Origin of the sequence: Bowmanella yangjiangensis (assembly GCF_018531185.1) — a bacterium.
In the GTDB taxonomy this organism is placed as follows: Bacteria; Pseudomonadota; Gammaproteobacteria; order Enterobacterales; family Alteromonadaceae; genus Bowmanella; species Bowmanella yangjiangensis.
This window is the reverse complement of record NZ_JAHDJU010000004.1, coordinates 20,679-47,324: the sequence shown is the minus strand read 5'-3', so window position 1 is coordinate 47,324 and position 26,646 is coordinate 20,679. Positions and strand designations below refer to the sequence as shown.

Genomic DNA, 26,646 nt, shown 5'->3' with positions numbered 1-26,646 from the left:
GAAAAACTCCTGCAGACAAGTTAAGCTCGGCGGATAGAAAAAACAGAGCCTATGGTCTTATGCCTATCACCAAATTACCAGCCTTGCTATGTTTGCTGTTATGGAGCAGCACGGGAATTGCCGCCGATCTTACTCTGCAGCACCATGGCGTGATTCTTCAGTACCATCATGTCAGCACCGAAACACCGGCGTCCACCTCGGTCAGTCCCGAGCAGTTTGCTGAGCACATGCAGTACTTAGCGGAAAATCACAATGTTATCTCGCTACAGGACATGCTGTACAAGTTGAGCCGTCATCAGCCTCTCCCTGATAACGCGGTAGCCATCACATTCGACGACGGCTACACCAACATTCTTCAAAACGCGCATCCGATTTTGCAGCGCCACGGGTTTAACTACACGGTATTCATCAACCCCGCGTTGATTGGTAACGAAAGCCAGCAACTGAGCTGGAAACAGGTAAAGCAGATGCAGAAAGACGGGGTGTGGTTTGCCAATCACACCAATCATCATCAACATTTGCTTAGCCGTGGTGATATGAGTAAAGCGCAGTGGCTGGCTAACCTAAAAGAAGAAATACTCAGTGCTGAAAGCAAGTTGCAGGAGGAGTTAGGATACAGCCTACGTTATCTGGCTTATCCCTATGGGGAATACAACAGCGACTTACAAGCTTTAGTCAAAGATCTGGGATTTATTGGCCTGGGCCAACAGTCTGGCGCTGTGGCACCTTTTAGCGATATGACCGCTCTGCCACGTTTCCCAGCCGCCGGTGTTTACGCCAATCTAAAAACCCTTAAAGTTAAACTCAGCAGCTTAGCCATGCCTAGTTTATACGCACCACTGGATCCGGAGCTGGCGCTGGATAATTTGCAGCCGACCTGGACCACAAAAATTGATACCAATGACATCCGCCCTGCGCAGTTGGCTTGTTATTTTCAGGGTAAAAAATTGCAGCCGGTGTGGGAAATGCAGGATGTATTTAGTCTAACGATGCCAACCCCCCTTTCCGCGGGTCGCGCAAGAGTTAATTGCACCGCGCCAAGCAAGCAGGATCCTTCTCGCTACTACTGGCATTCACAGCCGTTCTTTGTACCCACCAATGATGGACGTTGGCTAGATTAGTAAAACGTAAGGAAGCTATGCGCACAGTTCCGCTTATAGCTTCCTCAATTAATCAGGGCTACTTACATCTCGCCTAAGCGCCCATTTTTTGTAGGGTTTTGTAACCAAACGCTGATGTCGTTCGCCATAGCTTTGACATTTCGTCCAACAAAAGAGCATGTTCCTTTGAATGCAGCAAACGCACCGCCAGAAGTTGTTCGTTTCACTTTAAAGGTGCCCACCTCTTTTCCACCATCCAACAATGTTCCACTAGCAATAACGTATTTAGCGCCACTCCAAGCACCGCCTGCTGGCGCATAAACATCATCGATCTGTACCTTAAGCGTAAGTGCGCCATCTGGTGCAGCATCACCGGAAACAGGAGAGAAGCCACGTTTTCTGGCATAAGTTTTGATAAATCCAGCAAAATCACTATTGGCAGAACACTCAGCCCGGACCGCATCTGGCACGGAGGCATCCTCTGAATAGGGAATGGAGTTTTCTATCAGTATCACTTTTCCCGTGTTAACAGTGTTGGTTGGTGCTTCTGCTTCAGCGGCCTTTTCGGTCGAGCCACAGGCAACTGTCATCAACAACAGGCTTCCAATCACAACAGGTGTTTTGCAGTTCATTCAATTACGTCCTTTTTGGTTTTAGTTGCATAGTCAAACACACCGTACGATATCAGTAACAGTCCGCTTAGATTAAATGCTTTGTAAATTATGTTTAGCGATAGGTCTCAATAACTAGTGGCATATCCTGCAAGATATGATCAGGGTTCACCACTGCCATGGCCCCAGGGGCCAACACAGGTTTGAATCGCCCGACAACCTGCGCTTTTGGATTAATCACCGTGACTGATGCACTGTGATCGACCAAATAGTCCGGGGTGTCCGTACTGCCTGCAATAGCGTACATCATGCCCAGACTGCGCACGAAGGGAAACAACTCCGCATGTTCAGCACTAGCGGCAATAAATTCAGGCTCGAAGAAGTTCACATATTCGTTAAGACGTTCCGGGGTGTCTCGATTAGGATCCACGGATAAAAACAATACCTGTATATCCGGTGAAATCGCCTTTAATTGCGGATAGATACGCTTTAATTCGGCTAATGTAGTTGGGCAGATATCTGGACAAAAGGTATAGCCGGTAAATGCCAGGGTCCAATGCCCCGTTAGTCTCTCCTTGCCGAAACGCTGACCTTGCTGATCCAGCAGCGTAAAATCTGGCACCTCCCTGGCCTGAGGATACAAGCTGGCATGCTCTGGCATACCTGAAGGTTTTAGCGACAACGATAAATAGATGCCGCCGACCAGGGCTACCAACAATCCCAGGGCTATAACAACTTTCTGTTTCATAGAACAAATTTAAAATAATGGTCCAACAACAGCAGCAAGAATAACAGCATCAAATGCACTATGGAGAACTTAAAAGTCTGCATGGCAGTATTTTCTGTGGGGGCGTACTTAAGTTTGAGTGCGTAATACAGGAAAATGGCATTAAGTAAACTAGAGCCCGCCAAATAAATAACGCCCGTCATACCTACCAGGTAAGGCAGTAAACATACAATGCCAAGCAAAACTGTATAGAGAAGTACCGATAGCTTGGTGTACTCCACCCCATGCGTGACTGGCAGCATAGGGATCTGCGCCCGGGCATAATCTTTTTCCCGATGAATGGCCAGCGCCCAAAAATGCGGCGGCGTCCAGGTATAGATAATCAGCACCAACAACAGGGCATGAGGGTGAACTTCCCCTGTCATGGCAGTCCATCCCAGCAGAGGTGGCGCGGCTCCGGCTAATCCGCCGATAACAATATTTTGCGGGGTCGCACGCTTTAGGTACAAAGTATAAATGGCGGCATATCCCACTAAGCTAGCCAAAGTTAGCAAGGCGGTTAGGCGATTCACCCAGACTTCCAATACCAAATAGCCGACCAAAGCGAGCACAAAGGCAAAAATTAACGCTTGTTTGGGGCTGACTTTGCCTTTTGGCACCGGACGATTGAAGGTGCGCGCCATTTGCGCATCAATGTGCCTGTCCATCACATGATTTATCACGGCTGCCGAGGCGGAGAGTGCACCGATGCCAAACAGCCCGGCGAGTAACGGCTGCCAGGCCAGCCAGCCAGGTTGTGACAGACACATGCCAACCAACGCGGTAAGCAGCAGCAATAGCACCACATTAGGTTTGGTCATTTCATAGTAATCCCGCCAACTTGCCTTGGTGTAAATGTCACGCTGGCTAGCACCGACAGTCTTATCCATTTTGACCTCCTAAGTTTTTCGCAGCAGGGTGTAGTTGATCATGACCATGGTCAACAGCAAACAGGCTCCCACCGCATTATGAGCAACCGCAATAGCTATGGGTAAGCTAAAGACCACGTTACCTACGCCTAATGCAACTTGCAGCCCCAGTACCAAAACTAAAACCACAGCGAGCTGACGGAACAGGCTTGACGAAGCAGCCTTATACAAGCGGCTGGCAAACCAGCACAAATAGACAAAGGTCAGCAAAGCGCCAAATCTGTGCATAATATGCATGGTCATACGCTCATCGTAATCATGAGTACCGAATTCATAGTTATCTGTGGCGACTACAGAATACGCGCCAGGGAAATCCAAACGCTGTAGCCAGTTTGTTTCGCAAATCGGCAGCTCCGTGCAAGCCAGAGCTGCGTAGTTGGCAGATACCCAACCACCCAACGCAATCTGGCCGATCACAATTAACAAGCCCAGCAAAGCAAACCCTGCCATCTGCCTTAGTCTCGGGTCACCACCGGGAATACGATAGGGTGTTAAGCGCAACAGCAGCAAAAATAAACAACTCAGGACGGTAAAGCCCCCCAGCAGATGGCCCATCACCACCAAGGGCATCAGGTTCATGGTGACCGTCCACATGCCCAACATGGCCTGGAAACAGACCAGACCAACCAACAAAAATGGTAGTTTGAGAGGACGATGGTGTGCTCGTTTGATTAAGCTGAACAGGAAGATGGCCAGAATGACTAAACCCAATGCACCGGCAAAATAGCGGTGAATCATTTCATTCCAGGCTTTATGCGCCTCTACGGGACGCTCAGGGAAAGCGGCTTCAGCCTGTTCGACGTGTTCATCATGCATAGGTACATGCAAAAATCCGTAGCAACCAGGCCAGTCCGGGCAGCCTAATCCAGCATCGGTTAAACGGGTGTAAGCCCCCAATATGACGACGACAAAGGCCAGCAGTAAGGCTGCCAGCACTAACTTTCTCATTAGCGCATTCCCTTATCCGATTCTGGAAAGCTTTAGCAGTTTTCTCAGATCGGCCAATATATCCCGGCTATGCAGCACGGCTTGTTGTTGTTCTATTTGTGGCGGATAACGTAAAACCACATTATCCAAAGTATCTACCAGAAAAATACCATCAGTCGGCACATCTTTAAACACTTCATTAACATTCTGTTGACTAGCTTCCATGGTTCTGACGCCAGGCATTTCCCCCAGATGCTGCCGGGGCTTAGTGTCACTATTGTCCATCACAATAACTAAGGGTTCGGCCCTGTCTTGTTCCCGGCCCAAAGCAACCCAAACTTGATTGATAGCCACTAAGGCGTTTTCACATGCTGCATCGCACTGTTCTGGCAACACATAAAGCAGTCGCCACTTATGCTGACTATCCAGACTGGACAGATTTGGAATAGGCTCCAGCAACACTCCCTTATTGGTAGAGGCTCTGTTAAACCAATCCATTTCCAGGGCTAGCTTTGCCAGCAAAACGGGTAAAATAAAAACCGTAGCAACCAGTAACATAGTTTTACGGTGAGACGGATTTGCCATACTTCTTCCTCTGTTTTGCGATAGCCACCAAGGTAATAATCAAACAAGCCAGCGCCAATCCAAACCACTGAACTGCATAAGCCACATGCTTTTCTGCAGGCATCACTACCGGCCGCCAGTTATTCAGGTAACCGAACTGTTGTGTATCATCTACTTGCACCAGATAAGGTAACAACTCGGTCTGCAACAATGACTCAATATAATGTCTTTGTGGCTGCTGAATCCTTTTGGGCCAACCACTCTCCGTCATCTCCCGACTGATGGGGTTGTGGCCAGGGACCACAACTTTGCCATCTAAGGTCAGCCTATGTTTGGGCAGCGTCAACTCAGGTAATTGGTCCCTGCGCACGGGCGCTTTAAGCCAGCCTAGATTGACCAACACAGTTCCATAGTCTGTTGTCATTGGCACCAGTACTTCATAACCCACCTGGCCATTCACCACTCTGTTGTCCCACAGCAGAATGTGCTTAGCATCCAGTTTGCCAATAATTTGTACGGGGAAGTCTGCGACATCGCCTGACTGTCTGTTAATATCTTGTAAAGATAGAGGTTGCAATGCCAATCTTTGTTCAAGTTGTTGTGTGCGAAGTTGTTTTTGTTCAGCGCGAGCCAACTGCCAAAAACCTAGGCGCAACATGATCACAATAGCCAACAGCGCGAGTAACCCAGCAACAAAGGGTAAAGCGCGTAACTTTAACAGCATGGGAGAAGCACGTTGTTTTTGAAGATTTTGATAATTTGCCTGCTGATCTTTATGGTTTTCAACCTCTTTCGTGCCATGAAAATCATGCTAAAGGGAGACAACGGCAGCGAATCCATGACCAAATTTATCGGTCGCAGGGTACTCACCTCTTTCATTATCATACTGCTGTTAATCATTGCCGTAGCAATGGGTTGGATTACTCCCAATCCGCCCCCCTATTGATATAGCGGCAGCACTGGCTGCCGCTTAGGTCAGGGTTAGAGAATGTAGACAAAGATAAATAGCAGTACCCAAACCACGTCAACAAAGTGCCAATACCAACTAGCTGCCTGGAAAGCAAACTGGTTGTCTTTACTGAAATGCCCTTTAAGCACCCTGAAGAACATAATGATCAGCAGTATCGTTCCCAACGTAACGTGCAGACCATGGAAACCTGTCAACATGAAGAAGGTGTTACCGTATACGCCAGAGGTCAGCATTAAGCCCATTTCACGATAGGCATGCACATATTCTTCCACTTGCAAGACTAGGAAACCAAGCCCTAACAAGATAGTCACGCCCAGAAACAGTGTTAACTGCTTGCGCTTCCCTTCTTCCAGCGCAACATGGGCAAAATGAGCAGTAACTGACGATATCAATAAGACAACAGTGTTGGCTAACGGCAGGCCAAACCAGCCCATGGCTTCTGTGGTAGTTCCATCCGGCGTTTTAACCAGTGGCCACATAGCTTCAAAACCAGGCCACAACACTTCATTGGTCATAGCGTTATTGGATGCACCACCCAACCAAGGCACGGCGATCATGCGGGCGTAAAACAAAGCACCGAAGAAGGCGGCAAAAAACATCACTTCAGAAAAAATAAACCAGCTCATGCCCTGACGATAAGAACGCCCCAACTGATTGGAATGCATCCCGGTCATAGACTCTTCAATCTGATCCCGGAACCAGCCCACCAGCATAATGACTAAGATTGCCAGCCCTGCCAGCAGAGTCCAGCCACCGTAACCATCCTTGCCTTTCGTGGTTTCAATAACAAAGTTACCGGCCCCAACAGCAATTAAAAACAATGCCACAGCACCAACAATGGGCCAGGGGCTCTGTGCTGGTACATAGTATTTTTCGTATTGTTGCTCTGACATCTCGCTCTCCATTTAGCCGCGGTTCATTGCCACAGTCGATGAGGTTTCTGTCACATCGTAAAAAGTGTAAGACAGAGTAAATATTTCAATATCAGCCGGTAGCTGAGGGTCGACATAAAACTGCATAGGCATAACTGCCGATTCACCCGCCAGCAAAGGCTGCTGATTGAAACAAAAACACTCGGTCTTGTTTAAATACAGGGCTGCCGTCCCCGGTGAAACCGAGGGTATAGCCTGCCCAATAATATTCTTGGCGGTAGGGTTATGTACGGTGAACTCCACCGTCTTTAATTCACCAGGGTGCACTTGCACTTGACGGGTACGGGCTGCAAACTCCCAGGGCATGCCAGTATTAGTCCGGGTAATAAACTCCACCGTTATAGTGCGACTGGTGTCTATGTCCTGAACTTCATAAGTAGCAGCGAAAGGGTTGGTTTTGCCGTTAATACCTGTGATGTCACAAAAAACGTCATACAAAGGCACCAGTGCAAAACCAAAACCAAACATGCCCAACACAACAGCTACCAGCTTAATAACTAATCGACTGTTGTTTGGAGGAGTCTGCGCCATAAATTATTTCACCACTGGAGGAGTCTCAAAGGTGTGGTATGGCGCCGGTGAGGGTATCTCCCACTCCAGGCCTTCCGCACCTTCCCACACTCTGTCGGTAGCCGGCTCGCCTTGCTTACGACAGGCTTTGATCAACAGAGCCAGGAAAATAAGCTGTGACAGACCAAAGGCAAAGCCACCGATACTGATCCACTTGTTGAAATCAGCAAACTGCAAGGCATAGTCGGGAATACGTCTTGGCATCCCGGCCAAACCTACAAAGTGCATGGGGAAAAACAGCACATTGACCGAAATCAGCGAGCACCAGAAATGCCACTTTGCCAGCCCCAGGTCGTACATTTTTCCGCACCATTTAGGCAGCCAATAGTAAACCGCCGCCATGATCGAGAATACCGCGCCAGTAACTAAGACGTAGTGGAAATGCGCTACCACGAAATAGGTATCATGGTACTGGAAGTCGACTGGCGTAATCGCCAGCATCAGCCCAGAGAAACCACCTATGGTAAACAGCACAATGAAGGCCAAGGCAAACAGCATGGGGATCTCAAACGTTATCGCCCCTCGCCACATGGTGGCCACCCAGTTAAAGACTTTTACACCGGTCGGCACGGAGATCAGCATAGTGGCGAACATAAAGAACAGTTCAGCAGCGACCGGCATCCCGGTGGTAAACATATGGTGCGCCCAAACGATGAAAGACAGCAGCGCGATGGATGCAGTGGCATAAACCATGGAGGCATAACCAAACAGCGGCTTGCGTGAGAAGGTCGGCACAATCTGCGAGATAATTCCAAACGCCGGCAGAATCATGATGTATACCTCGGGGTGACCGAAGAACCAGAAAATATGCTGGAACAGCACTGGGTCACCACCACCGGCAGCGTTAAAGAAGCTGGTACCGAAGAACTTATCTGTCAAGACCATGGTTACCGCACCGGCCAAAACCGGCATAACCGCGATTAACAAGAAAGCCGTGATCAGCCAGGTCCACACAAACAGCGGCATCTTCATCCATGTCATACCCGGCGCGCGCATGTTGAAGATGGTCACGATAACGTTAATGGCGCCCATGATTGAAGAGGCACCCATAATATGCACAGAGAAAACAAACAACGCGGTACTGTCATTGCTGTAAGTGGTGGACAGCGGTGCGTAGAAGGTCCAACCAAAGTTGGGACCACCACCTTCAAGAAACAAGGAGGACAACAGGATCAGGAATGCAAAAGGCAGGATCCAGAAACTCCAGTTGTTCATCCGTGGCAGGGCCATATCCGGTGCGCCTATCATCAAGGGCACCATCCAGTTGGCCAGACCGGTAAACGCTGGCATAACCGCACCAAAGACCATAATCAGGCCGTGCACTGTGGTCATTTGATTGAAAAAGTTGGGGTCCACCAACTGCAAACCGGGTTGGAACAGCTCGGCGCGGATCACCATAGCCATGGCGCCGCCAATCAGGAACATGATAAAGGCAAACCACAGGTACAGGGTGCCTATGTCTTTATGGTTAGTCGTATATAGCCAACGCTTGATACCGGATGGCTTATGGTCATGATGTTCGTCGTGATGCAGGTGTTCTGCTGCAGTGCTCATCATAATTCTCCTATTTGCCTGTCAGGACAGCGTTAACGTCTTTGGCTTGCACAGTATCACCTGTGTTATTGCCCCATGCGTTGCGCTCAAAGGTAATAACAGCAGCCAGTTCCTTCAGACTTAATTGCTTGCCAAAAGATTGCATAGCAGTACCTGAAACCCCATGCACCACAACATCAATGTGTTTCGTCATATCACCTAACGCAATAGGGCTGCCTTTCAAGCCAGGAAACACACCAGGTAAACCTTCGCCGTTGGGCATATGACAGGCAGCGCAGCTGCTTTGGTAAACCTTTCCACCAAGATCCATCAACTCTGTCATGTCCATATTCATGGCCAAGAGTTTCTGCTCTTCCTCTTTGGCTTTACGCTGAATTGCTTCCTGCTCAGCAATCCAGGCGTCATACTCAGCAGGGGCTTTGGCGACAACCACGACCGGCATAAAACCGTGATCTTTACCGCACAGTTCCGCGCACTGACCACGATAGATGCCAGGTTGATTAACCCTGGTCCAGGCTTCGTTAATAAAGCCGGGGTTAGCGTCTTTTTTCACCGCAAAATCTGGTACCCACCAGGAATGAATAACATCATCGGAGGTCACCAAAAAACGTACTTTTTTGTCGGTAGGGATCACCAATGGTTTATCTACTTCAAGGAGGTAGTTTTCACCTTTATTGAATTTGTTACGAATTTGCTCGGGCTGAGTGGCCAACACAGAGTAATACTCAACGTCGTTTTCCATGTACTTGTAGTGCCACTTCCATTGTGACCCGGTTACCAACACTGTCACGTCGGCTTTGCTGGTGTCTTCCATAGCAATCAGAGTATTCGCTGCGGGTACTGCGATAGCGATAAGAATTAGAAAAGGCACCACGGTCCACGCCACTTCCACCTTTACACTTTCGTGGAAATTAGCTGGCTTCACCCCACGGGATTTGCGGTGAAAAATCAGCGCAATAAACATGGCACCAAACACCACAATGCCAATCACAACGCAAATATAGAAAATGGTCATATGCAGGTCGTAGACCTGCGAACTGATATCGGTAACCCCTTTGCGCAAATTTAGCTGGGAGGGCTGCGCCATAGCGCCGACACTCAGCAAGGTCGCAAGCATTGCGGTCAACAAACCTCTGGCCACGTGACGTCTCCTCTGTCAAAACGTAAAAATTCCGCCAGCAAACTGTCGGAACAAAAAGGTGTCGCTGGATATAAAATGACACCCTATTGTTATTTTTTTGTTAAAGGCAGTACAAGAATTACCCAACTGGTTACTTCCCGTCCAGTGATTTCTGACTAATTAACGGTCAAGCGGTTATTTTTTAAACAAAGGTGGCAGCTTCAGGGGTAAAAGCTAACTCGTTAATTTCTGGAAATTTTTATAAGATGAGGCGGTATTAGTAGCTTGTCTGCCTGCCAATAGGCGTTTAGCAGGAAGGAATGGTAAATAGTTAAATAAATCTACAAAAGTAACTGAACCACCATTGGATATCGCAGCGCTCTGACCTCCGGTTTCGCAGCATCTTTGGATGTAAAAATCCACCTGCATAGCAGGTGGCTTTGCTTAAGGGCACCCTAGAAGGGTGCCTTTCTACTCAAGAAAGTGCTAAGTGCTGTTGACGCTCCTCTTCCTCTTTGGCTTGTTTATCCTGATACTTCACATAACGGCGAATGATGTCTTCGTTAGCACCTACCGAATCGACAAAGTATCCTCTTTGCCAAAAATGGTTTCCCCACAATTTCTTCTTCCGCAGATAAGGGAATTTGTTGAACAATCTGATGGCTGTTCGACCTTTTAATGTCCCCATCAACTCTGACACGCTTAAACTCGGTGGCGTTCTCACCGCCAAGTGAACATGGTCAACTTGAAAATTCAGTTCAACCACCACACACTTTTTCATGCTGCAAAAGACATAGATACTTCGGTAAAGCTCTTTGCCTACCTGACCTTTCAAAATCTTGTATCTATACTTCGGCGTCCACACGATGTGATACTGACAACGATAGAATACGTGTGAGGCGGATTCATATCGGCTCATGCTATTTACTCCTTTTATTTGCTGGTAACAAACAAAAGTCAGTATCTAGCATGAGCACTCTACGGGCACAGCCCCGACTGGACGATCACCACCTCCATAGGAGGTGGTTTAAGACTGACAATAAAAAACCCGGCGATTGCCGGGTTGTGAGGAAGTCGGTGTTTTTTGACTTACATCCAGTCACTGTTGCGAATCACACCCACGGCTATACCTTCAATAGAAAAAGGCTGAGTGGCCAAATCAACTTTGATCGGTGCGAATTCCTCGTTTTCTGCATGCAACAGTATTTCGCTACGACCTCGCCGCTCAATACGTTTCACTGTCACCTCATCATCAACCCTGGCCACCACAACCTGGCCGTTATGTACATCCAAGGTTCGGTGCACCGCCAATAAATCACCATCCATAATGCCGATATCTTTCATACTCATGCCGTTAACCCTAAGCAGAAAATCCGCCTTAGGTTTAAACAGATCAGGATCCACCTTGTAGTGAGTTTCCACATGCTGCTGCGCCAGTATAGGCTCGCCAGCGGCAACCCGCCCAATTAACGGCAGCCCTTCATCCAGTTCCTGAGCATCCAATGGAATATTCAGCTTTATGCCTCGGGATGTGCCTGGCAGGATGTCTATAACCCCTTTGCGCGACAAGGCTTTAAGATGTTCTTCAGCCGCATTGGCTGAACGAAACCCCAGCTGTTTGGCAATTTCCGCCCGGGTGGGTGGCATGCCAGTGTGAGCCATGGTGTCTTTTATCAGTTGCAGAACTTCTTCCTGCCTGGGAGTTAATGGACGCATAAGCCTGTTTTTCCATACAGTTTTACTGTCAGTATATCCAGTTACACAAGGATAGCAACTCCCATGAGCCTTTTGCCCATGTGAACGCAAGATTGTCACCAACAGCGCCCGGGAAAAGGACAATCAGGCACGAAAATGCTATGCTTCGCGCACTTTTAGCTGAGGATCCGTCACGATGTTCTGGTTGCACAAGTTGCTGCTGAGCCTGTTTAAATACCCAACCCGCTTACTGGTCAAAACCAAAAGCATTCCAGCTGATATTCATCAAGAGCTGGGTATCAATCGGGATAAGCCCATCATTTATCTGCTGCATACGCACTCAGCCACCGACTTGATTGCACTGCAAAAAGCCACCGAACAAAGCGGACTTCCAGATCCTCTGCAGCCAGTATTCCTGGATGGCAAGCCCTTCCATGCGCACCTTTGTCTGGAAGAGCCACAAGGGTTAATTAGCCGTAAGATACAGAGTATTAAAATCGCCCAGCACTTTGTTGACATACTAAAAATGCAGCGGGATAACCCCGAGCTGGATGTACAAATTGTGCCAGCTTCTATTTTCTGGGGTCGTGCTCCGGAAAAATCCAAGCCAGGCTGGGCTGACTTGTTAGCAGATAGAGCCTCCCCAAGCTGGTTGCGTAAATTGTTCATTGTGTTATTTCTCGGCCGTGACAACTTTGTGTATTTCAGTCGAGCGGTATCGTCCCAACGTATGGCTCAGGAGAAAGGCACCGACGAAATTATCGCGCATAAGTTAACTCGCGTTGCCCGTACTCACTTCCATCGCCGAATTCAATCCATGACGGGGCCTCAAAGCATAGATCGCCAGCAATTGAACTATGCGATTCTGGGTGCCAGTGCCGTTAAAGAAGCCATCGCTGAAGAACAACAAAGTAAGAAGATCAGTGCCGAGCAAGCCAAACAGCAAGCCGAAAAGTATCTGAAAGAAATTGCCGCTGACTACCGTGAGGGTACCATCCGTCTGGGCGATCGCCTGCTCACCCGAGTCTGGAACAAAATTTATAACGGTATCGAAGTACATAACGCGGCACGTATCCGCGAGCTGGCGCAAAACGGCCACGAAATTATCTATGTGCCCTGTCACCGCAGCCATATGGACTACCTGCTGCTTACCTATGTTATCTACCATGAGGGTCTAGCCACACCCCATATTGCAGCCGGCATCAATCTGAACTTCTGGCCGGTTGGGGGGATATTCCGTCGTGCGGGCGCCTTCTTCCTGCGCCGCAGTTTTGCCGGAAACAAGCTCTACACCGCGGTCTTTCGTGAATATCTTGAGTTCTTGTTTAACCGGGGTGTTCCGGTCAAATATTACCCGGAAGGCGGGCGCAGTCGCACCGGCCGTTTGCTTACACCAAAAACCGGCATGCTGGCCATGACTCTGCAAGCCCTGCTCAAAGGCGTTAAACGCCCAGTGAGTCTGGTACCTGTCTATCTTGGCTATGAGAATGTCATGGAGTTGGGTAGCTACCTGAGCGAGCTGAAAGGCAGCAACAAACAGAAAGAATCTTTTGGTCAGGTATTTACAGCCATCAAGAAGCTAAAAAACTATGGGCATGGTTTCCTCAGTTTTGGTGAGCCTATCCAACTGAACAATTATCTGGACAAACGTGTACCGGATTGGCGTCAGGACGCACAATCAGATCCAGAGCGAAAACCCAGCTGGCTAACCCCCACAGTTAACCATTTGGCCAACCAAGTAATGTGTCGTATCAACCAGGCCGCTGCCCTAAACGGCATGGCCCTATGCTCTATGACGTTGCTCGCAGCCGATAATCATGCCATGGCAGAAAAGGATCTTATTGATAGTCTGGAGCTGTTACTCACCATGCTGAGAAAAGCCCCCTACAGCGCACAGAGTAATATTCCGGAGTTAAGTGGCAGCCAGCTGTTAGCGCAAACGCTGGCCTTGAAGAAATTTACAATTCAGGAAGATACCTTTGGTAAGGTGATTTCGCTGGATAGCTACCGCGCTATTACCCAAACTTACTACCGTAACAATATACTCCACTTATTTGCCCTGCCCGGCCTGATTGCAGCCGCCATCCTCTCGGAACATTCCACAACAGCGGCTCGTCTGGAGGCCTATATCAAGGCTATTTATCCCATGCTGAAACGCGAGCTGTTTATGCACATGTCCCAGGACGAAGCATTAGTCTATTCTCGCCAGCTTTTAAGTCAGATGGTATCAATAGGGTTAGTCGTAGAACAGGATGGCAACTATATGCAGCCAGTTCGCACCAGTGCAGCTTATGTGACATTGAACATCCTCAATCAAACACTGCAGCAAACACTGCAACGCTATGCCATAGTGCTGACTCTACTTGAAAAAGAGCAGTCTATCGCGCGTGCCAGCCTGGAAAAGCAAAGCCGGGATCTGGCCGAGCACCTGAGTGCGGTCAACGGAATCCATGCGCCTGAATTTTACGACAAAGGTGTATTTGCCAGTTTCGTCAACGCGTTGAAAGATAACGGCTTGGTCAAAGCCAGTGAAGAAGGTGGCCTGCAACATACTGCGCAAAGTGCTGCGCTCAAAGAGCTGGTTTTGTCACTGGTTAGTTCAGGCATAGTGCAAACCTTACACCAGTTGCACCATTTAGAAACTTAAATCCAGAATTAATCCCAGGGTCAGTGCCATCCCCACATAGTGATTGTTCAAAAAGGCACGAAAACACGCATCTCGCTCGCGTCCGGCTATCAACCATTGTTGGTAGCCGGACAACAGCAGCGCGACTACCCACCCAGCAAAGTACCAAATACCAAGTGACAGGTAATCACCAAGCCAGGCAAGAATAGCCAGTGTAGCCAACTGCAATAAGCCGATAATCAGCTTGTCATGGCGTCCGAACAAAATGGCGGTCGACTTTACCCCAATACGCAAGTCATCATCCCTATCCACCATGGCGTACATGGTATCGTACGCCACCGTCCACAGCAGGTTGGCCACAAACAGCCACCAGCACCACCAAGGCAAGGTTTCAAGACTGGCCATAAAGGCCATGGGGATAGCCCAGCTAAATGCGGCCCCCAAAACAAATTGCGGCAGATTAGTATAACGCTTCATAAAGGGATAGCTGGCAGCCAATGCTAACGCCGCAAACGACAGCAGGATAGTCTGCCAGTTCAATAGTAAAACCAGCAAAAATGACATCGAAACTAGCAGGGCAAAAAAGCCCAAAGCTTCTTTCTCACTGAGTTGACCACTGACCAGGGGGCGTTGTGCGGTGCGTTTCACTTCCCCATCAACATGACGGTCAGCATAGTCATTAATGACACATCCTGCCGAGCGCATTAAAAACACGCCCAGGCTGAAAATAATCAACAAAGACCAATCGGGTGTGCCCTGCACCGACATCCAAAGTGCCCACCAGGTGGGCCACAACAACAAATAGGTACCGATGGGTTTATCCATGCGGGCTAGCCTCGCATAGGCGCCTAATTTGTCCTGACTCAGCACCCTAGCCTCCAAACTGTTTATAGGCCGGACTGCCCGGCAGGAAAATTTCCGCCACCATCATATGCCAGTGGCGATAGCGAAAGCGTGAGCGTCGCCCCCATAGGTCATGGCGACTGTCTAGTTGCAACATTTGAAGCAAATTATGTCCAACCGGAATGCGCGTTATTTCAAAAGGTTCTCGCACACAATCACTTCGGTTGAACAGGACTTTGCCCAATGATTGCTCCCCCAAGTGCGCTAACTCCTGCATCCCCTCCAGAACCAAAGAAACGGGCAGCAGCGAGCGCGCAAATACCCAAGGCTGATCTTCAGCACAGAGCAACACTTCTCTGACTTCACAAGGCACGCCCTGCATCTGGCACTTCTCATTGGCCAGTAATGGAGCCACCGCTTGACCAAGCAGTTGTACCCTGAACTGTCTGCAATGACTTTGTAAACGCTCCGTCAGCGAGCTGGTGTCCAATAACCAATTTTTCAAATGAAAATCAGGTATAGACAAAGTGTCCGGCTGTTCCCAGCGCGTATCCAGTGTAAAAGGAAAATGGGTGGATAAATTCAAGATGCGTTGCAGATAAGACGATAAAGAAACCATGATACCTGTGCGCTTAGACAGCGGCAAATCTGCCGGTCTCAGAAAATACCTGTGTCAGGCTGTCGATTAGCAAGATTTTACTGATAAAATACAAACAACTAGAGACTCGCTGGAAGCAACTACTTATGTTCAAAAGATGTTATGCATTGCTGATTATTGTGCCGCTTTTGATAATGGCACCGAAGTCTCATGCTGCTTACGCCTATTTCGGCCTGGAGCCGGATATCGTCACCAACTACGTGAGCAATAGCAGCCGCAATCTAGGCTATGTACGGGTAACTGTTGAATTAATGTTGGAAGACGCGTCATTTCTTGAAGCCGCCGAGCATCACGCCCCTCTGTTAAGGGCCACCACTATCGATATTTTTGGTCGCCAGCCAGAAGAAAAAGTGAAGTCGCTGACCGGTAGGGAAGAAATTCGCCGGGATTGCTTGCAAAAACTACGTCAGCTAATGAAACAGGAAACTGGCTCAGAAATGATCAAGGACGTTATATTCACTAAGTATCTTTATCAGGGTTAAGTGAATACGCAGGCTTGCTCGGCAAGCCTAGCGTCTGATTTTTGAATAGCCTAAAGCCAATAAGCAGCCACTCACCAGCCCAACAGTATGTGCCGTATTGGCAACACTTACCCACAGCAAATCGGCATAGCCCAGCACCAGCCAGAACAAGATAAATCCCACTAAGGGTTTGGACAAACTCAGCCCCCACTGAGGTCGCAGCCATCCACACCACCAAACAAAACCCATAACACCGTAGACTACCCCGGACAAGCCACCAAAACTTGGGCCGGTGTGCAGAAATTGTGCGTAATTAGATAACAACGCCGTGAGCACAAAAATCAACAGCAGATTTACACTGCCGAATTTGCTCTCAATCTGACTACCCAGCATCGCCCACCACAGCAGGTTAAACACAATATGCATGGTGGAGAAATGCAAAAACGCCGGCCCAAGTAACCGCCACCACTGATGGTTTTCACTTAGCAACGCAGGGGATTGAAAGGACAGCCAGTATTGTATTGGCCCAAACCAGCCCATCAAGCTGCCCAGATAGACAAGCAAGCACGCCACCAATACCAGTATGGTTACCGGACTTTTCAACAGCATCTGCAATTGCGGTGACATTTGCCGTGCCACTGGCTGCAGCTGCACGGCCTCGCCCTGCTGCCAGGCGGCCTGCTGGTATTTGGCCTGACGCGGGTCACGAATAAAGTCCTGGGTGATGAGCCTGGCCGCCTCCCATTGACTTTCATCGACTAACACCAGGCTATGCGGATGCTCTTCGTCGGTATGACGGTAATGCACCGCAATACCCTGCTGATTCAGGTAGTTCGCCAGCAACTGTGCTGGCGCTTCCTGGCTGAAGGCGATCAGTTGCAAGCGGCTACCCTTGGCTCACATAAGGGTAAGCACGGCGCCACCCTTCAAAACCACCATCCAGGCTGTACACCTGCTGATAGCCTTGCTGTACCAGAAATTGAGCTGCCTGTTGGCTGCTAATGCCATGGTAGCAACAAACAATCACTGGTCGCGCCTTGTCTGTCGCCGCCATAAACTGGCTAAGCGACTCATTTGACAAGTGAGTGGCACCTTCAATATGCGCAGCCTGAAAAGAATTAGCATCGCGAATGTCGACCAGTGTTGCCTTGTCATCGCTCAGCATTTGCTGTGCGGTTTCGGCCTGGATATGGGCAAAATTTTGCATCTTATGACCAACTCAAAACAACTTTACCAGACTGGCCGGACGCCATTGCGTCGAAGCCTTGCTGGAAATCATCAATGTTAAACCTATGGGTAATAATAGGCGTAAGATCCAAGCCACTTTGGATCAAACTGGCCATCTTATACCAGGTTTCAAACATCTCGCGGCCATAGATACCTTTGATGATTAGCCCTTTGAAAATGACTTGGTTCCAGTCAATGGCGGTCTCTCCCGAGGGAATACCCAGCATAGCAATCTTGCCGCCATGGTTCATCTTGGCCAACATATCTCTGAATGCCGCGGGTACGCCGGACATCTCCAGGCCAACATCGAAACCCTCGGTCATGCCCAGCTCTTTCATCACATCGGCCAGGTTTTCCTTACCGACATTCACAGCCCGGGTAGCCCCCATCTTACGCGCCAGTTCCAAACGATAGTCATTGAGGTCGGTAATCACTACATGGCGGGCACCAACATGACGAGCCACGGCCGCAGCCATAATGCCAATAGGACCAGCACCGGTGATCAGTACATCCTCACCAACCAAATCAAAGGACAGCGCGGTATGCACAGCATTACCAAATGGGTCGAAAATAGATGCCAGGTCGTCAGAAATGTTGTCTGGGATCTTAAAGGCGTTGAAAGCCGGGATCACCAAATACTCGGCAAAGGCACCAGGGCGGTTCACACCGACTCCGGTGGTATTGCGGCATAAATGACGACGACCAGCACGGCAGTTACGGCAATATCCGCAGGTTATATGTCCTTCACCAGACACTCGGTCACCCACTTTAAAGCCGGCAACTTCCTGCCCCATGTCAACTACTTCACCAACATATTCATGGCCAACTACCATAGGCACAGGAATAGTTTTCTGAGACCACTCGTCCCAGTGATAAATATGCATATCAGTACCACAGATGGCGGTTTTGCGGATTTTAATCAGCAAATCATTGTGGCCCATCTCGGGCTTATCTGTATCGGTCAGCCAAATACCAGGTTTGGCATGCAGCTTTGACAGGGATTTCATGCAATCACTCCTAACTCTTTGCCCACTGCAATAAAGGCGTCAATAGCATGGTCCAGTTGCTCACGACTGTGCGCAGCGGACATCTGGGTACGAATTCTGGCTTGTCCTTGTGGCACTACCGGGAAGGAGAAACCCACCACATATACACCTTTTTCCAGCATTTTTTCTGCCATCTGGGCAGCCAGTTTGGCGTCTCCCAGCATGACCGGAATAATGGCGTGGTCCGCTCCCGCCAGGGTAAAACCAGCGGCGCTCATGCGCTGGCGGAAATATAGGCTGTTTTCACGCAAACGCTCACGCAATGCGCCACCTTGCGCCAGCAACTCCAGAACTTTGATAGAAGCAGAGACAATGGCTGGTGCCAGAGAATTGGAAAACAGGTAAGGACGTGAACGTTGGCGCAGCCATTCAATCACCTCCTTTTTAGCAGCGGTATAACCACCGGAGGCACCGCCCAGCGCTTTTCCTAAGGTACCAGTGATAATATCCACACGCCCCATTACATCACAATATTCGTGACTACCACGGCCCTGCTCTCCCACAAAGCCGACGGCGTGAGAGTCATCCACCATCACCAGTGCATCATATTTGTCTGCCAGGTCGCAAACGGCCTTAAGGTTCGCGATCACGCCATCCATTGAGAATACACCGTCAGTAGCGATCAGCTTAAATCTGGCACCATCTGCCTGAGCCTGCTGTAACTGCTTCTCAAGCTCAGCCATATCATTGTTGGCATAGCGATAACGTTTAGCCTTACACAAGCGCACGCCATCGATAATGCTGGCATGGTTCAAAGCGTCGGAAATAATCGCATCTTCCGCCCCCAACAAGGTTTCAAACAAACCGGCATTTGCGTCAAAGCACGAAGAGTAAAGGATGGTATCTTCCATCCCCAGAAGCTGGCTGATGCTTTGCTCAAGCTGCTTATGAATATCCTGCGTACCGCAGATAAAACGTACCGACGCCATGCCAAAGCCGTGGCTGTCCAGGCCTTGCTTAGCCGCCTCAATCAAATCGGGGTGATTCGCTAATCCGAGATAATTGTTGGCACAGAAGTTTAGCACCTGCTCGCCGCTGTTAATGCGGATGTCAGCTTGCTGCTGGGATGTAATAACTCGTTCGCCTTTGTATAGGCCCTGCTCTCGCACATCATCCAGTTGCTGTTGCAAGTGTGCAATAAAACCACTATTCATTCTTTTTGCTCCGTCAGAACATTTCGTGCCAAAGCACTATTGTAAAAGACTCGAGCAGGGCAGGTACATAGGTGGAATTGAATTGTGCGGTCAGACCATTAACCTGACAACGCTGTCATAGGTGACCTAAGCCCTTCCAGATGCCATTCTGCACTTTGCTTGACAACATTTGGAACAAATCCGATTCCATAATGGGGCGAGAAATGTGATACCCCTGACCAATTTCACAGTCGAGTTCATTCAAACATCTCAACTGTTCTTTGTTTTCTACCCCTTCGGCTACTACCCGCATTCCAAGGTTGTGAACCATGGCAATAGTGGAGGAAACAATCTGGTAATCGGCATGATTATCCAACATGCCGGCAACAAAACTGCGGTCAATCTTGATCACCTCAACCGGCATTTTTTTCAGGTAACTCAAAGACGAATAACCGGTACCAAAGTCATCGATAGAAAAACTAAAACCCAATTCACGCAAGCTGTGCATTAAACGCAGACAATGATCAATGTCCATCACCAAGGTACGTTCGGTCAGCTCGAACTCAATCCACTGGGCGTAAGGTCCAAACTCCTCCAGAAGTTCACTTAGATAAGGAGCTAGCCGGGAATCGAGCATTTGCTCTGCTGACAGGTTGACGGCAATTTTGCAATCTACCAAGCCAATTTCCCGCAACCTTTGTAAGATCTCAAAAGCCCGACGTATGCCCCAGTAGCCGATTCGCAACATACTCTCGGTATGTTCCAGTAATGGGATAAATTCATCTGGTGGCACAAAGCCTTTCTTTGGATGAATCCAACGCAGTAATGCCTCAAACCCCACCAGCCGCCCGCTCAGAATCTCAATCTGAGGTTGCAAGGCAAAGCTGAATTCGTCGTAGTTGAGGGCATCGCGCACCTCTTCTTCCAATTGGGTGCGACGAGTCAGTGCCCGGTACATTTGTTCATTGTACAAGCAAGGGCGGTTGCCCCCCTGGTCTTTGGCATGGTACATGGCCATATCAGCCTGACGAATCAGCTCCTCAGGCACCGCATCCGGCTCGTGCGCTACGGCAATACCAATACTGACAGATACATGGAAACTTAAATTTCTCACTAATACCGGATGACAAAATCGTCGCTGTATTGCTTCAGCCATTTTCAATATCTGTCGCTCATCTTGCCTTGGCGCCAAAACCAGAATGAACTCATCGCCGCCAAAGCGACATAAAAAATCTCCCGGCTCCAAACACCGGGTAAGCTCCTGTGCAACACAAATCAGAAAATCATCGCCCAGCGAATGACCATGGCTGTCATTGATCTTGCGGAAATTATCAAAATCGAGGAACAAAACCGACAGAATACCGCTCTGTTCAGCCAGCTTAGGCAGAGCTTCCGTAAGATAAAATGTCAGTTTGTTGCGACTCGGCAAACCCGTCAGTTTGTCGTACATCGCAATATTTTCTAATTCTGTGGTGTAAGATTCGACTTGCTTGTCGAGACGTTCAAGCTCTGCGCTAAGGGACAACGCCGACTCCTGCAACACTTCCAATTCATCACTTATCATCCTGGGTTGACGACTCTGTGTTGCATGAAACTCGCGATAACGCTTTTGTGCTAGCAAGGGTAAGCTGCCTGCTAACGACACCAAACGACGACGGAAGCTACGCGTCAGCGCAAAAAACAATCCCAGTAACAATACAAACACCAATGCAGCAATCCATAACGCCCGTTGCTGATAGGCTTTATGCGCCCGACTAAACTCGGTGATATCGTGCATCAACAGTAAGTAAGCGTCTTGCTGCTCCTCTTGCAAAGGCAGCAAGTTGAGCAATAGCATGCTGTCTTCCAGAGTCAGCCTGACACCGTTGCTGAGCATGTCATCCAACGGCAGAGTCTCTGGCACTTGACTAAGAATATACTGCAGCTTGGTTCTTTTACTTGGAGCCAGAGGTTCCTGTAACTGCAGATTCCTAAATACTTTTTCTGTACTTCCACTGTCTTTTAGCAAGGCTAAGTCTGCGCCTGTAGCCTGGTTCAGGTAGGCAAGGGTCTCCAATAGCGACCCACTGGATGAAAGCACGGCCCAGGCTTGCTGATCTAATAATATGGGGACGCTGACATACAGCTCACATTGACGGTCACAACGAATATTGGCAACTGACATTTGTGTATCAGCAACTTTCTGCCGGTCACGAAGAATATGTCCGGGTACTTTAGGAGTGGTGCTATATAACAGCTGGCCACTTTGCCTGAACAACCACAAATCGCCCACCTGCCAGTTCATCTGCAAATGTTCGATTTCCTCTTCAACTAATTTGGCAACCTGCTCTTTACTGTGCCCATCCAGGCTACGAAACCTCACCAGTGACTCGAGGCGTGTCTCCATCCGGTTTAGTAACATGTCCGTGATTAGATGGTATTGCTGTCCGTCCTTGTTCAGCAAATACTCTTGCTGTTTAGCAAAATCTTCATCTAATTTTTCTAACCAGCTATAGGTAAGTAATGTACTACCCAATACTAATCCAATAGCCAGTAAGCCGAGTATTTTCCATGGCAGACTGATAAAAAACCGCATATCAGAACCAATACATCAATTGCACGGCCCACAAGTTCCAATATTCTTTGTCGTTGATCTCGGTATCAGGCAAAACGGCAGGGGATAAACGTCCCGTCCCCTTTAAGCGATGCACCTCCGTCTGTAATGACCAGTTGTCCGCCAAGCGATAGGTAACGCCGAGAGTCAAGGTATCCGAATAACCAAAGTAATGCGGAATCATCCCACCACTTTGCTCCTCCAGCCATCCGCCACTTCTGTCATCTTTATTCTGGTCAAACAAATCAAGCCTGGCTAGGAAGGTTAAATCGCTATTAGCAAACCAGCGCCCCTGAAAATAAATTCCCTGAGAATGAAGTTCCTGATAGTAGCCAGAAAACAGCATATTCTGGTAAATCACATTTTCATCAATGGCCTCAGTAGAAAAATCCCAAAACTCAGCACTGTACTTATAGTTAAAAATAAGCCGACGAGTATTAGCCCTACCGTCAACGAATGCATCTTGTTCGCTACGCAAATATTCGAAGTCAGATTTAACATAGGCCACACCAAATTGACTGAAGGAGTCACGGGGTTGGAAATAGAAACTCAACTGGTGATCATAAATCTGCTCTAGCCTTCCACCAGCCATATCTCCAAGCAAGGTTGTGGTCAGAGCCCGCTCAATGGGGGTATCTCCATAGCTCCAATTAAATTCCCAACTACCTAGGGCACCATCGCCTTGCGCCAACAAAGCAGCACCATCGTTGCCTTTGGCAAAGTCTCGAAACGCATCGTAATAAAGTGACTGTGGCAGAATGATTGAAGGTCGGGTATGAGGGATGTCCCGGGTGGAGGAATATAACCAATGATAGTTTTTAAACCTCCCCAGATTGAGATTAATCTGCCAATTCTCTGCGCTATATAAGTTCCAATCCAGAAAAAGATAGTCCAGCCTAAGTCCTTCAGGATATCGATTTCCACCATTAAGATAGACAGCTTGAGAGGCCAGGCGCAAGGTCGGTGAAATTTGATAAGAGAGGTTAACCCCGACTTCGGTAAGCTTAAAGGATACGTCACCTGAATCATTGACGAAGTTACTGTCGCTCGCCTGCATCATGCCTTGTGATAAAAAACCATGCCAGGCAATGTCATTGTCCGCCCAAACAGTTGATGCCAAGGTTAATCCCAGCCACAAGCTAACAACATTCCCTATGCCCTTGCGTTTATTCATCATCGCCTTCCTCGCTAATGGCTAGTTTAATGACCCCAACTCCGGAGGTATTCTCTGTCACCGATATGTAGCCAATTGCTCCGGGTGTTTGCGCCACCAATTGCAACATCTGCTGTTCATCATAGACTTCCACGGGCCTTTCACTGAGTCCCGAATACACTAATTTGTTCCAGAGACGTTCCAACTGATAAGGGAACATATTCAACTGCGATTTGCTGAAATGCTGATGAAGGGCGTTCTGGTTGGGTAAGACAAAAACTTTGATCAGTAAGCCGTTTGGCCACTGCCGTTGACGCATAGTAAAAATTCGCCGCAACTGGGCTTGAGACAGGCTCTCGACCTGAGCATCTGCATTAACAATGATTTGCGCATCACTCGCCATAGCTTGGGCTGGCCATAGCAACATCAGCAGAAGTCCAACAATAACTCTCACGAAACAAATATTCCTCACGTCCCTGCCCTATGTCAGCACTTCTGCAACGTCAGTTACCACACAAGCATAGCCTAACTATGCCAATTCAAAAGTATTTATTATCGAAAATCAAACTCTTACTCGATTTTTTTTACTATCAAATGGCTTGCTGACATACACCGACTATAGGTCTCTATCGGTTGCGTTGATTTCACCCTATTCTGAATACAACGAATGTGCCGCTGATTGAAAGCATTGCGCACAGAGGTAAACTCCCCTGTATGAGGTCTGCTAATTCAGTTTATGGCGATTTCTGGTAAAGTGCCCATATCAAACCGCTAACCAGAGCGATGCTTAATATTATCCCCCACAACCAACCGACTCTGCTGCAGACGCTCTTGCGCTTGGGCTATACGCTGATTTTGTCGGCCTTGTTGCCCTTTGTATTCATCAGCCAGGCAATTCAATCAATTCGTAGTGGCTCAGCGCACCAGCGCCGGGGTATTCAAGGTCTAGGGTTTGTTCCGGTTCCACCAAGGCCTGGAGGGCTATTGATCCATTGCGTCTCGGTGGGTGAAGTAGTCGCAGCAAGCGGCTTGATTCGCCGCATTCAAGACTTGTTTCCGGCGCTAACGATCTGTGTCAGCACGACGACCACAACTGGCGCGCAAAGGGTGCAGCAAATCTTTGGCACTTCAGTTCACCATATCTATCTGCCAATTGATCTACCTTTTGCCATGCAATCCATGCTGACGAGAGTCGCTCCTAGCCGAGTACTGATCATGGAGGTTGAACTATGGCCAAATCTGATACACCTTTGTTGGAAGCAAGGCGTACCGGTTAGTGTAATCAATGCCAGAATGACCGACCGCTCTCGTCGCAGTTATTGGAAACTTCGAGGCTTGTTTACCCCCATGCTACAGAGACTGCAGCAGGTGTGTTGCCAAGGGCAGCGCGATTTCGACAATTACCTCAAGCTCGGCATTGAACCAACCAAACTCTGTTTAACCAACAATATAAAGTTTGACTTAGTCATCCCGAATAAAAAGGCTTTGGCGACGGAAAATATCGCTAGATATGGTTTGCAAGATCGGCAAATTTTGCTTGCCGGCAGCACTCATGACCCAGAAGAAGAAATACTGTTGGACGCCTATTCACAATTGAAAAGACGCTTTCCGGCATTGCTCTTAATTTTGGTGCCACGCCACCCTCAGCGATTCGACAAGGTCGCCGAGTTATGTCAAAAACGCGGATTTCAAACCCGCCGCACCAGCAAAGGGCAACAATGCGATCAGGAAACCGATATCTTGTTGGCAGATGAGATGGGGCTGCTGATGGGGTTATACGCGGTTGCCGACATTGCTTTTGTAGGCGGCAGTATAGCGACCAGAGGTGGTCACAATGCCTTGGAACCTGCAGCTCTGGGGATACCTATATTAATGGGCCCCTCACAACACAATAACCCGCAAATCTGTCAGGTTCTTAAGGATGCCGGCGCCTTAGTAGAAGTTGAAAACAGCCAGCACATCATCCAATGCGCAGAGCGCTGGCTAACTGATCCCAACATGCGAGCGGAAGCCGGGCTTGCCGGGCACGATGTTGTACTGACAAATCGAGGGGCGGTAGATACCACCTTGGCTTGTCTATTCAAAGACTCAAGCGGTTAACAGCCCTCACTCAGCCAAGCATCCACTTTGGCCTGAACCGCTTGCACGGATATTCTGGCCATTAACTCAGTACCTTTCACTCGGGTGCCCCAAGGCAGTGCTTGCCAGGTTTTACCTTTTTGCTGCAAAACCAACTCATCATAAACTGACACCACCCGATGCTGATCCAAGTATGGACCTGTGCGGCGCGGATTGCTGTGTGCATACAAACCGATAACAGGGGTACCAACAGTGGTAGCCATGTGAGCGGGTCCAGTATCAGGCGCAATCACCAGTTTTGCACCGGCGATCAACGCCAACATCTGCTTCAGGCTGGTTTTACCAACAAAATCTGCGCGAATAGTATTCGTATGCGCAAGAATAGCATCGGCGACGTTTCGATCCAGTGCCCCAGGACCACCACATAGCACGACGCTTTTACCCTGCTGGTGCAGGTAATCCGCTATCTGCGCATAACGCTCAGGCAACCAGTTACGCTCTGCCTTGCTGGCCGCCGGGCTGATAATCACATAGTCACCCACGGACTGTGTTTGTTCCGCGGCCCACAATTTGTCTTGCTCACTAAGGGGCATATCCCAATTTACGCTGTCTTCAACTGGTACGCCCAATGCGTCGGCAAACGCCATAAAACCATCCAGCACATGCGCATGCTGCTGAGGCTGAATACGTTTACCGGTGAACAGCCAATGAAACTCTTTACTACGCTGCCAGTCAAAGCCAATCTTACGCTTCGCCTTAATCTGCATGGCAGCAAAGTTGGCCCTTAACGCAACCTGCATGACCAATAATGCATCGAAAGTTTGTCCCGACAATTGCTGCTTAAGCTGAACGTACGCCTGGCGCCCCTGACGTTTATCAAAGATAACAAAATTAACCCCGGGTATATCACCAACAAGCTGATGTTCTACTTTTCCAATTACCCAAGTAAGGCGTGCATCTGGCCATTGCCGACGGATTCGTTGCACCATGGCAACAGCATGACAAACATCGCCTATGGCGGATAAACGCAGGATGCACAGGTTTTTCACTCAAGTTTCCAATACGGATCGTGTAAAATGGCAAATTTAC

At 48.8% G+C, this 26,646-nt stretch carries 27 protein-coding genes; 5 read left to right on the top strand and 22 right to left on the bottom strand.

The window, feature by feature from the left end:
* The first annotated feature begins 59 nt into the window (after positions 1-59).
* The gene (locus tag KJY73_RS19750) at positions 60-1,121 is read left to right on the top strand and encodes a polysaccharide deacetylase family protein (protein WP_206592967.1); all 1,062 of its coding nucleotides are present in this window, start codon (positions 60-62) and stop codon (positions 1,119-1,121) included.
* 62 nt (positions 1,122-1,183) lie between these two features.
* Here KJY73_RS19750 and KJY73_RS19745 read toward each other — a convergent pair whose 3' ends face one another.
* The 6 genes from KJY73_RS19745 to KJY73_RS19720 form a co-directional block, all read right to left on the bottom strand.
* Positions 1,184-1,732: a hypothetical protein gene (locus tag KJY73_RS19745; RefSeq protein ID WP_214345376.1), complete on the bottom strand. Its 549-nt coding sequence runs from the start codon at positions 1,730-1,732 to the stop codon at positions 1,184-1,186.
* Positions 1,733-1,826: 94 nt separating this feature from the next.
* Complete coding sequence (locus KJY73_RS19740; RefSeq protein ID WP_214345375.1) at positions 1,827-2,459, bottom strand: SCO family protein; 633 nt, start codon at positions 2,457-2,459, stop codon at positions 1,827-1,829.
* Positions 2,456-3,367, bottom strand: coding sequence for a heme o synthase (cyoE, locus tag KJY73_RS19735; RefSeq protein WP_214345374.1), 912 nt, complete (start codon positions 3,365-3,367; stop codon positions 2,456-2,458). Before cyoE ends, KJY73_RS19740 begins: the two co-directional genes overlap by 4 nt.
* A gap of 9 nt (positions 3,368-3,376) precedes the next feature.
* Entirely contained in the window at positions 3,377-4,354 is a 978-nt protein-coding gene (locus KJY73_RS19730) for a COX15/CtaA family protein (protein ID WP_206592964.1), read from the bottom strand.
* A gap of 12 nt (positions 4,355-4,366) precedes the next feature.
* Positions 4,367-4,918, bottom strand: coding sequence for a hypothetical protein (locus tag KJY73_RS19725; protein ID WP_214345373.1), 552 nt, complete (start codon positions 4,916-4,918; stop codon positions 4,367-4,369).
* Positions 4,896-5,621 carry an SURF1 family protein gene (locus KJY73_RS19720; protein ID WP_214345372.1) on the bottom strand — a complete coding sequence of 242 codons (726 nt, stop codon included), beginning with the start codon at positions 5,619-5,621 and terminating at the stop codon, positions 4,896-4,898. Before KJY73_RS19720 ends, KJY73_RS19725 begins: the two co-directional genes overlap by 23 nt.
* Positions 5,622-5,639: 18 nt before the next feature.
* Between KJY73_RS19720 and KJY73_RS19715 the strand changes: the two genes are divergently transcribed.
* Entirely contained in the window at positions 5,640-5,843 is a 204-nt protein-coding gene (locus KJY73_RS19715) for a DUF2909 domain-containing protein (protein ID WP_332874239.1), read from the top strand.
* Positions 5,844-5,878: 35 nt separating this feature from the next.
* Here the strand turns inward: KJY73_RS19715 and KJY73_RS19710 are convergent, their stop codons facing one another.
* From KJY73_RS19710 to lexA, 6 genes are all read right to left on the bottom strand, one after another.
* A complete protein-coding gene (locus KJY73_RS19710; protein WP_214345371.1) occupies positions 5,879-6,760 on the bottom strand; it encodes a cytochrome c oxidase subunit 3 in 882 nt (293 codons plus the stop codon).
* 12 nt (positions 6,761-6,772) lie between these two features.
* Complete coding sequence (locus KJY73_RS19705; protein WP_214345370.1) at positions 6,773-7,330, bottom strand: cytochrome c oxidase assembly protein; 558 nt, start codon at positions 7,328-7,330, stop codon at positions 6,773-6,775.
* A gap of 3 nt (positions 7,331-7,333) precedes the next feature.
* Complete coding sequence (gene ctaD / locus KJY73_RS19700) at positions 7,334-8,923, bottom strand: cytochrome c oxidase subunit I (protein WP_214345369.1); 1,590 nt, start codon at positions 8,921-8,923, stop codon at positions 7,334-7,336.
* A 10-nt stretch (positions 8,924-8,933) separates the two neighbouring features.
* The gene (coxB, locus tag KJY73_RS19695) at positions 8,934-10,040 is read right to left on the bottom strand and encodes a cytochrome c oxidase subunit II (protein WP_214345503.1); all 1,107 of its coding nucleotides are present in this window, start codon (positions 10,038-10,040) and stop codon (positions 8,934-8,936) included.
* Positions 10,041-10,518: 478 nt separating this feature from the next.
* Positions 10,519-10,962 (bottom strand): IS200/IS605 family transposase, encoded by a 444-nt coding sequence (tnpA, locus tag KJY73_RS19690; protein ID WP_214345368.1) that lies wholly within the window; start codon positions 10,960-10,962, stop codon positions 10,519-10,521.
* Positions 10,963-11,132: 170 nt separating this feature from the next.
* Positions 11,133-11,759 (bottom strand): transcriptional repressor LexA, encoded by a 627-nt coding sequence (gene lexA, locus KJY73_RS19685; RefSeq protein WP_206592958.1) that lies wholly within the window; start codon positions 11,757-11,759, stop codon positions 11,133-11,135.
* Between the two features lie 175 nt (positions 11,760-11,934).
* On the opposite strand from lexA, the gene plsB reads away from it, so the two are divergent.
* Positions 11,935-14,385, top strand: a complete 2,451-nt coding sequence (gene plsB, locus KJY73_RS19680) for a glycerol-3-phosphate 1-O-acyltransferase PlsB (protein ID WP_214345367.1) — start codon at positions 11,935-11,937, stop codon at positions 14,383-14,385.
* On the opposite strand, the gene ubiA is transcribed toward plsB, so the two are convergent.
* Together ubiA and KJY73_RS19670 are read right to left on the bottom strand one after the other, a co-directional pair.
* A complete protein-coding gene (gene ubiA, locus KJY73_RS19675) occupies positions 14,374-15,189 on the bottom strand; it encodes a 4-hydroxybenzoate octaprenyltransferase (RefSeq protein ID WP_232848788.1) in 816 nt (271 codons plus the stop codon). The genes plsB and ubiA overlap by 12 nt on opposite strands.
* A 46-nt stretch (positions 15,190-15,235) precedes the next feature.
* The gene (locus KJY73_RS19670; protein WP_214345365.1) at positions 15,236-15,793 is read right to left on the bottom strand and encodes a chorismate--pyruvate lyase family protein; all 558 of its coding nucleotides are present in this window, start codon (positions 15,791-15,793) and stop codon (positions 15,236-15,238) included.
* A gap of 206 nt (positions 15,794-15,999) precedes the next feature.
* Here KJY73_RS19670 and KJY73_RS19665 point away from each other — a divergent pair, with 206 nt between their 5' ends.
* The gene (locus KJY73_RS19665) at positions 16,000-16,347 is read left to right on the top strand and encodes a flagellar basal body-associated protein FliL (RefSeq protein ID WP_232848797.1); all 348 of its coding nucleotides are present in this window, start codon (positions 16,000-16,002) and stop codon (positions 16,345-16,347) included.
* 27 nt (positions 16,348-16,374) lie between these two features.
* On the opposite strand, the gene glpG is transcribed toward KJY73_RS19665, so the two are convergent.
* The 7 genes from glpG to KJY73_RS19630 all read right to left on the bottom strand — a co-directional run bounded on the left by glpG (position 16,375) and on the right by KJY73_RS19630 (position 23,905).
* Positions 16,375-17,208: a rhomboid family intramembrane serine protease GlpG gene (glpG, locus tag KJY73_RS19660; RefSeq protein ID WP_214345364.1), complete on the bottom strand. Its 834-nt coding sequence runs from the start codon at positions 17,206-17,208 to the stop codon at positions 16,375-16,377.
* A 4-nt stretch (positions 17,209-17,212) separates the two neighbouring features.
* Positions 17,213-17,533: a thiosulfate sulfurtransferase GlpE gene (glpE, locus tag KJY73_RS19655; RefSeq protein WP_214345363.1), complete on the bottom strand. Its 321-nt coding sequence runs from the start codon at positions 17,531-17,533 to the stop codon at positions 17,213-17,215.
* A 1-nt stretch (position 17,534) separates the two neighbouring features.
* Entirely contained in the window at positions 17,535-18,560 is a 1,026-nt protein-coding gene (tdh, locus tag KJY73_RS19650) for an L-threonine 3-dehydrogenase (protein WP_214345362.1), read from the bottom strand.
* Entirely contained in the window at positions 18,557-19,753 is a 1,197-nt protein-coding gene (gene kbl, locus KJY73_RS19645) for a glycine C-acetyltransferase (RefSeq protein WP_214345361.1), read from the bottom strand. Before kbl ends, tdh begins: the two co-directional genes overlap by 4 nt.
* Positions 19,754-19,868: 115 nt before the next feature.
* The gene (locus KJY73_RS19640) at positions 19,869-22,307 is read right to left on the bottom strand and encodes a putative bifunctional diguanylate cyclase/phosphodiesterase (RefSeq protein WP_214345360.1); all 2,439 of its coding nucleotides are present in this window, start codon (positions 22,305-22,307) and stop codon (positions 19,869-19,871) included.
* A gap of 1 nt (position 22,308) precedes the next feature.
* Entirely contained in the window at positions 22,309-23,499 is a 1,191-nt protein-coding gene (locus tag KJY73_RS19635; protein ID WP_214345359.1) for a TonB-dependent receptor, read from the bottom strand.
* Positions 23,492-23,905: a hypothetical protein gene (locus KJY73_RS19630; RefSeq protein ID WP_214345358.1), complete on the bottom strand. Its 414-nt coding sequence runs from the start codon at positions 23,903-23,905 to the stop codon at positions 23,492-23,494. The genes KJY73_RS19635 and KJY73_RS19630 overlap by 8 nt, the downstream gene beginning before the upstream one ends.
* Positions 23,906-24,261: 356 nt before the next feature.
* Between KJY73_RS19630 and waaA the strand changes: the two genes are divergently transcribed.
* Positions 24,262-25,578 (top strand): lipid IV(A) 3-deoxy-D-manno-octulosonic acid transferase, encoded by a 1,317-nt coding sequence (waaA, locus tag KJY73_RS19625; RefSeq protein ID WP_214345357.1) that lies wholly within the window; start codon positions 24,262-24,264, stop codon positions 25,576-25,578.
* Here waaA and KJY73_RS19620 read toward each other — a convergent pair.
* Positions 25,575-26,606, bottom strand: a complete 1,032-nt coding sequence (locus KJY73_RS19620; protein ID WP_332874238.1) for a glycosyltransferase family 9 protein — start codon at positions 26,604-26,606, stop codon at positions 25,575-25,577. The two genes, waaA and KJY73_RS19620, sit on opposite strands and share 4 nt — an antisense overlap.
* Positions 26,607-26,646: the final 40 nt, after the last annotated feature.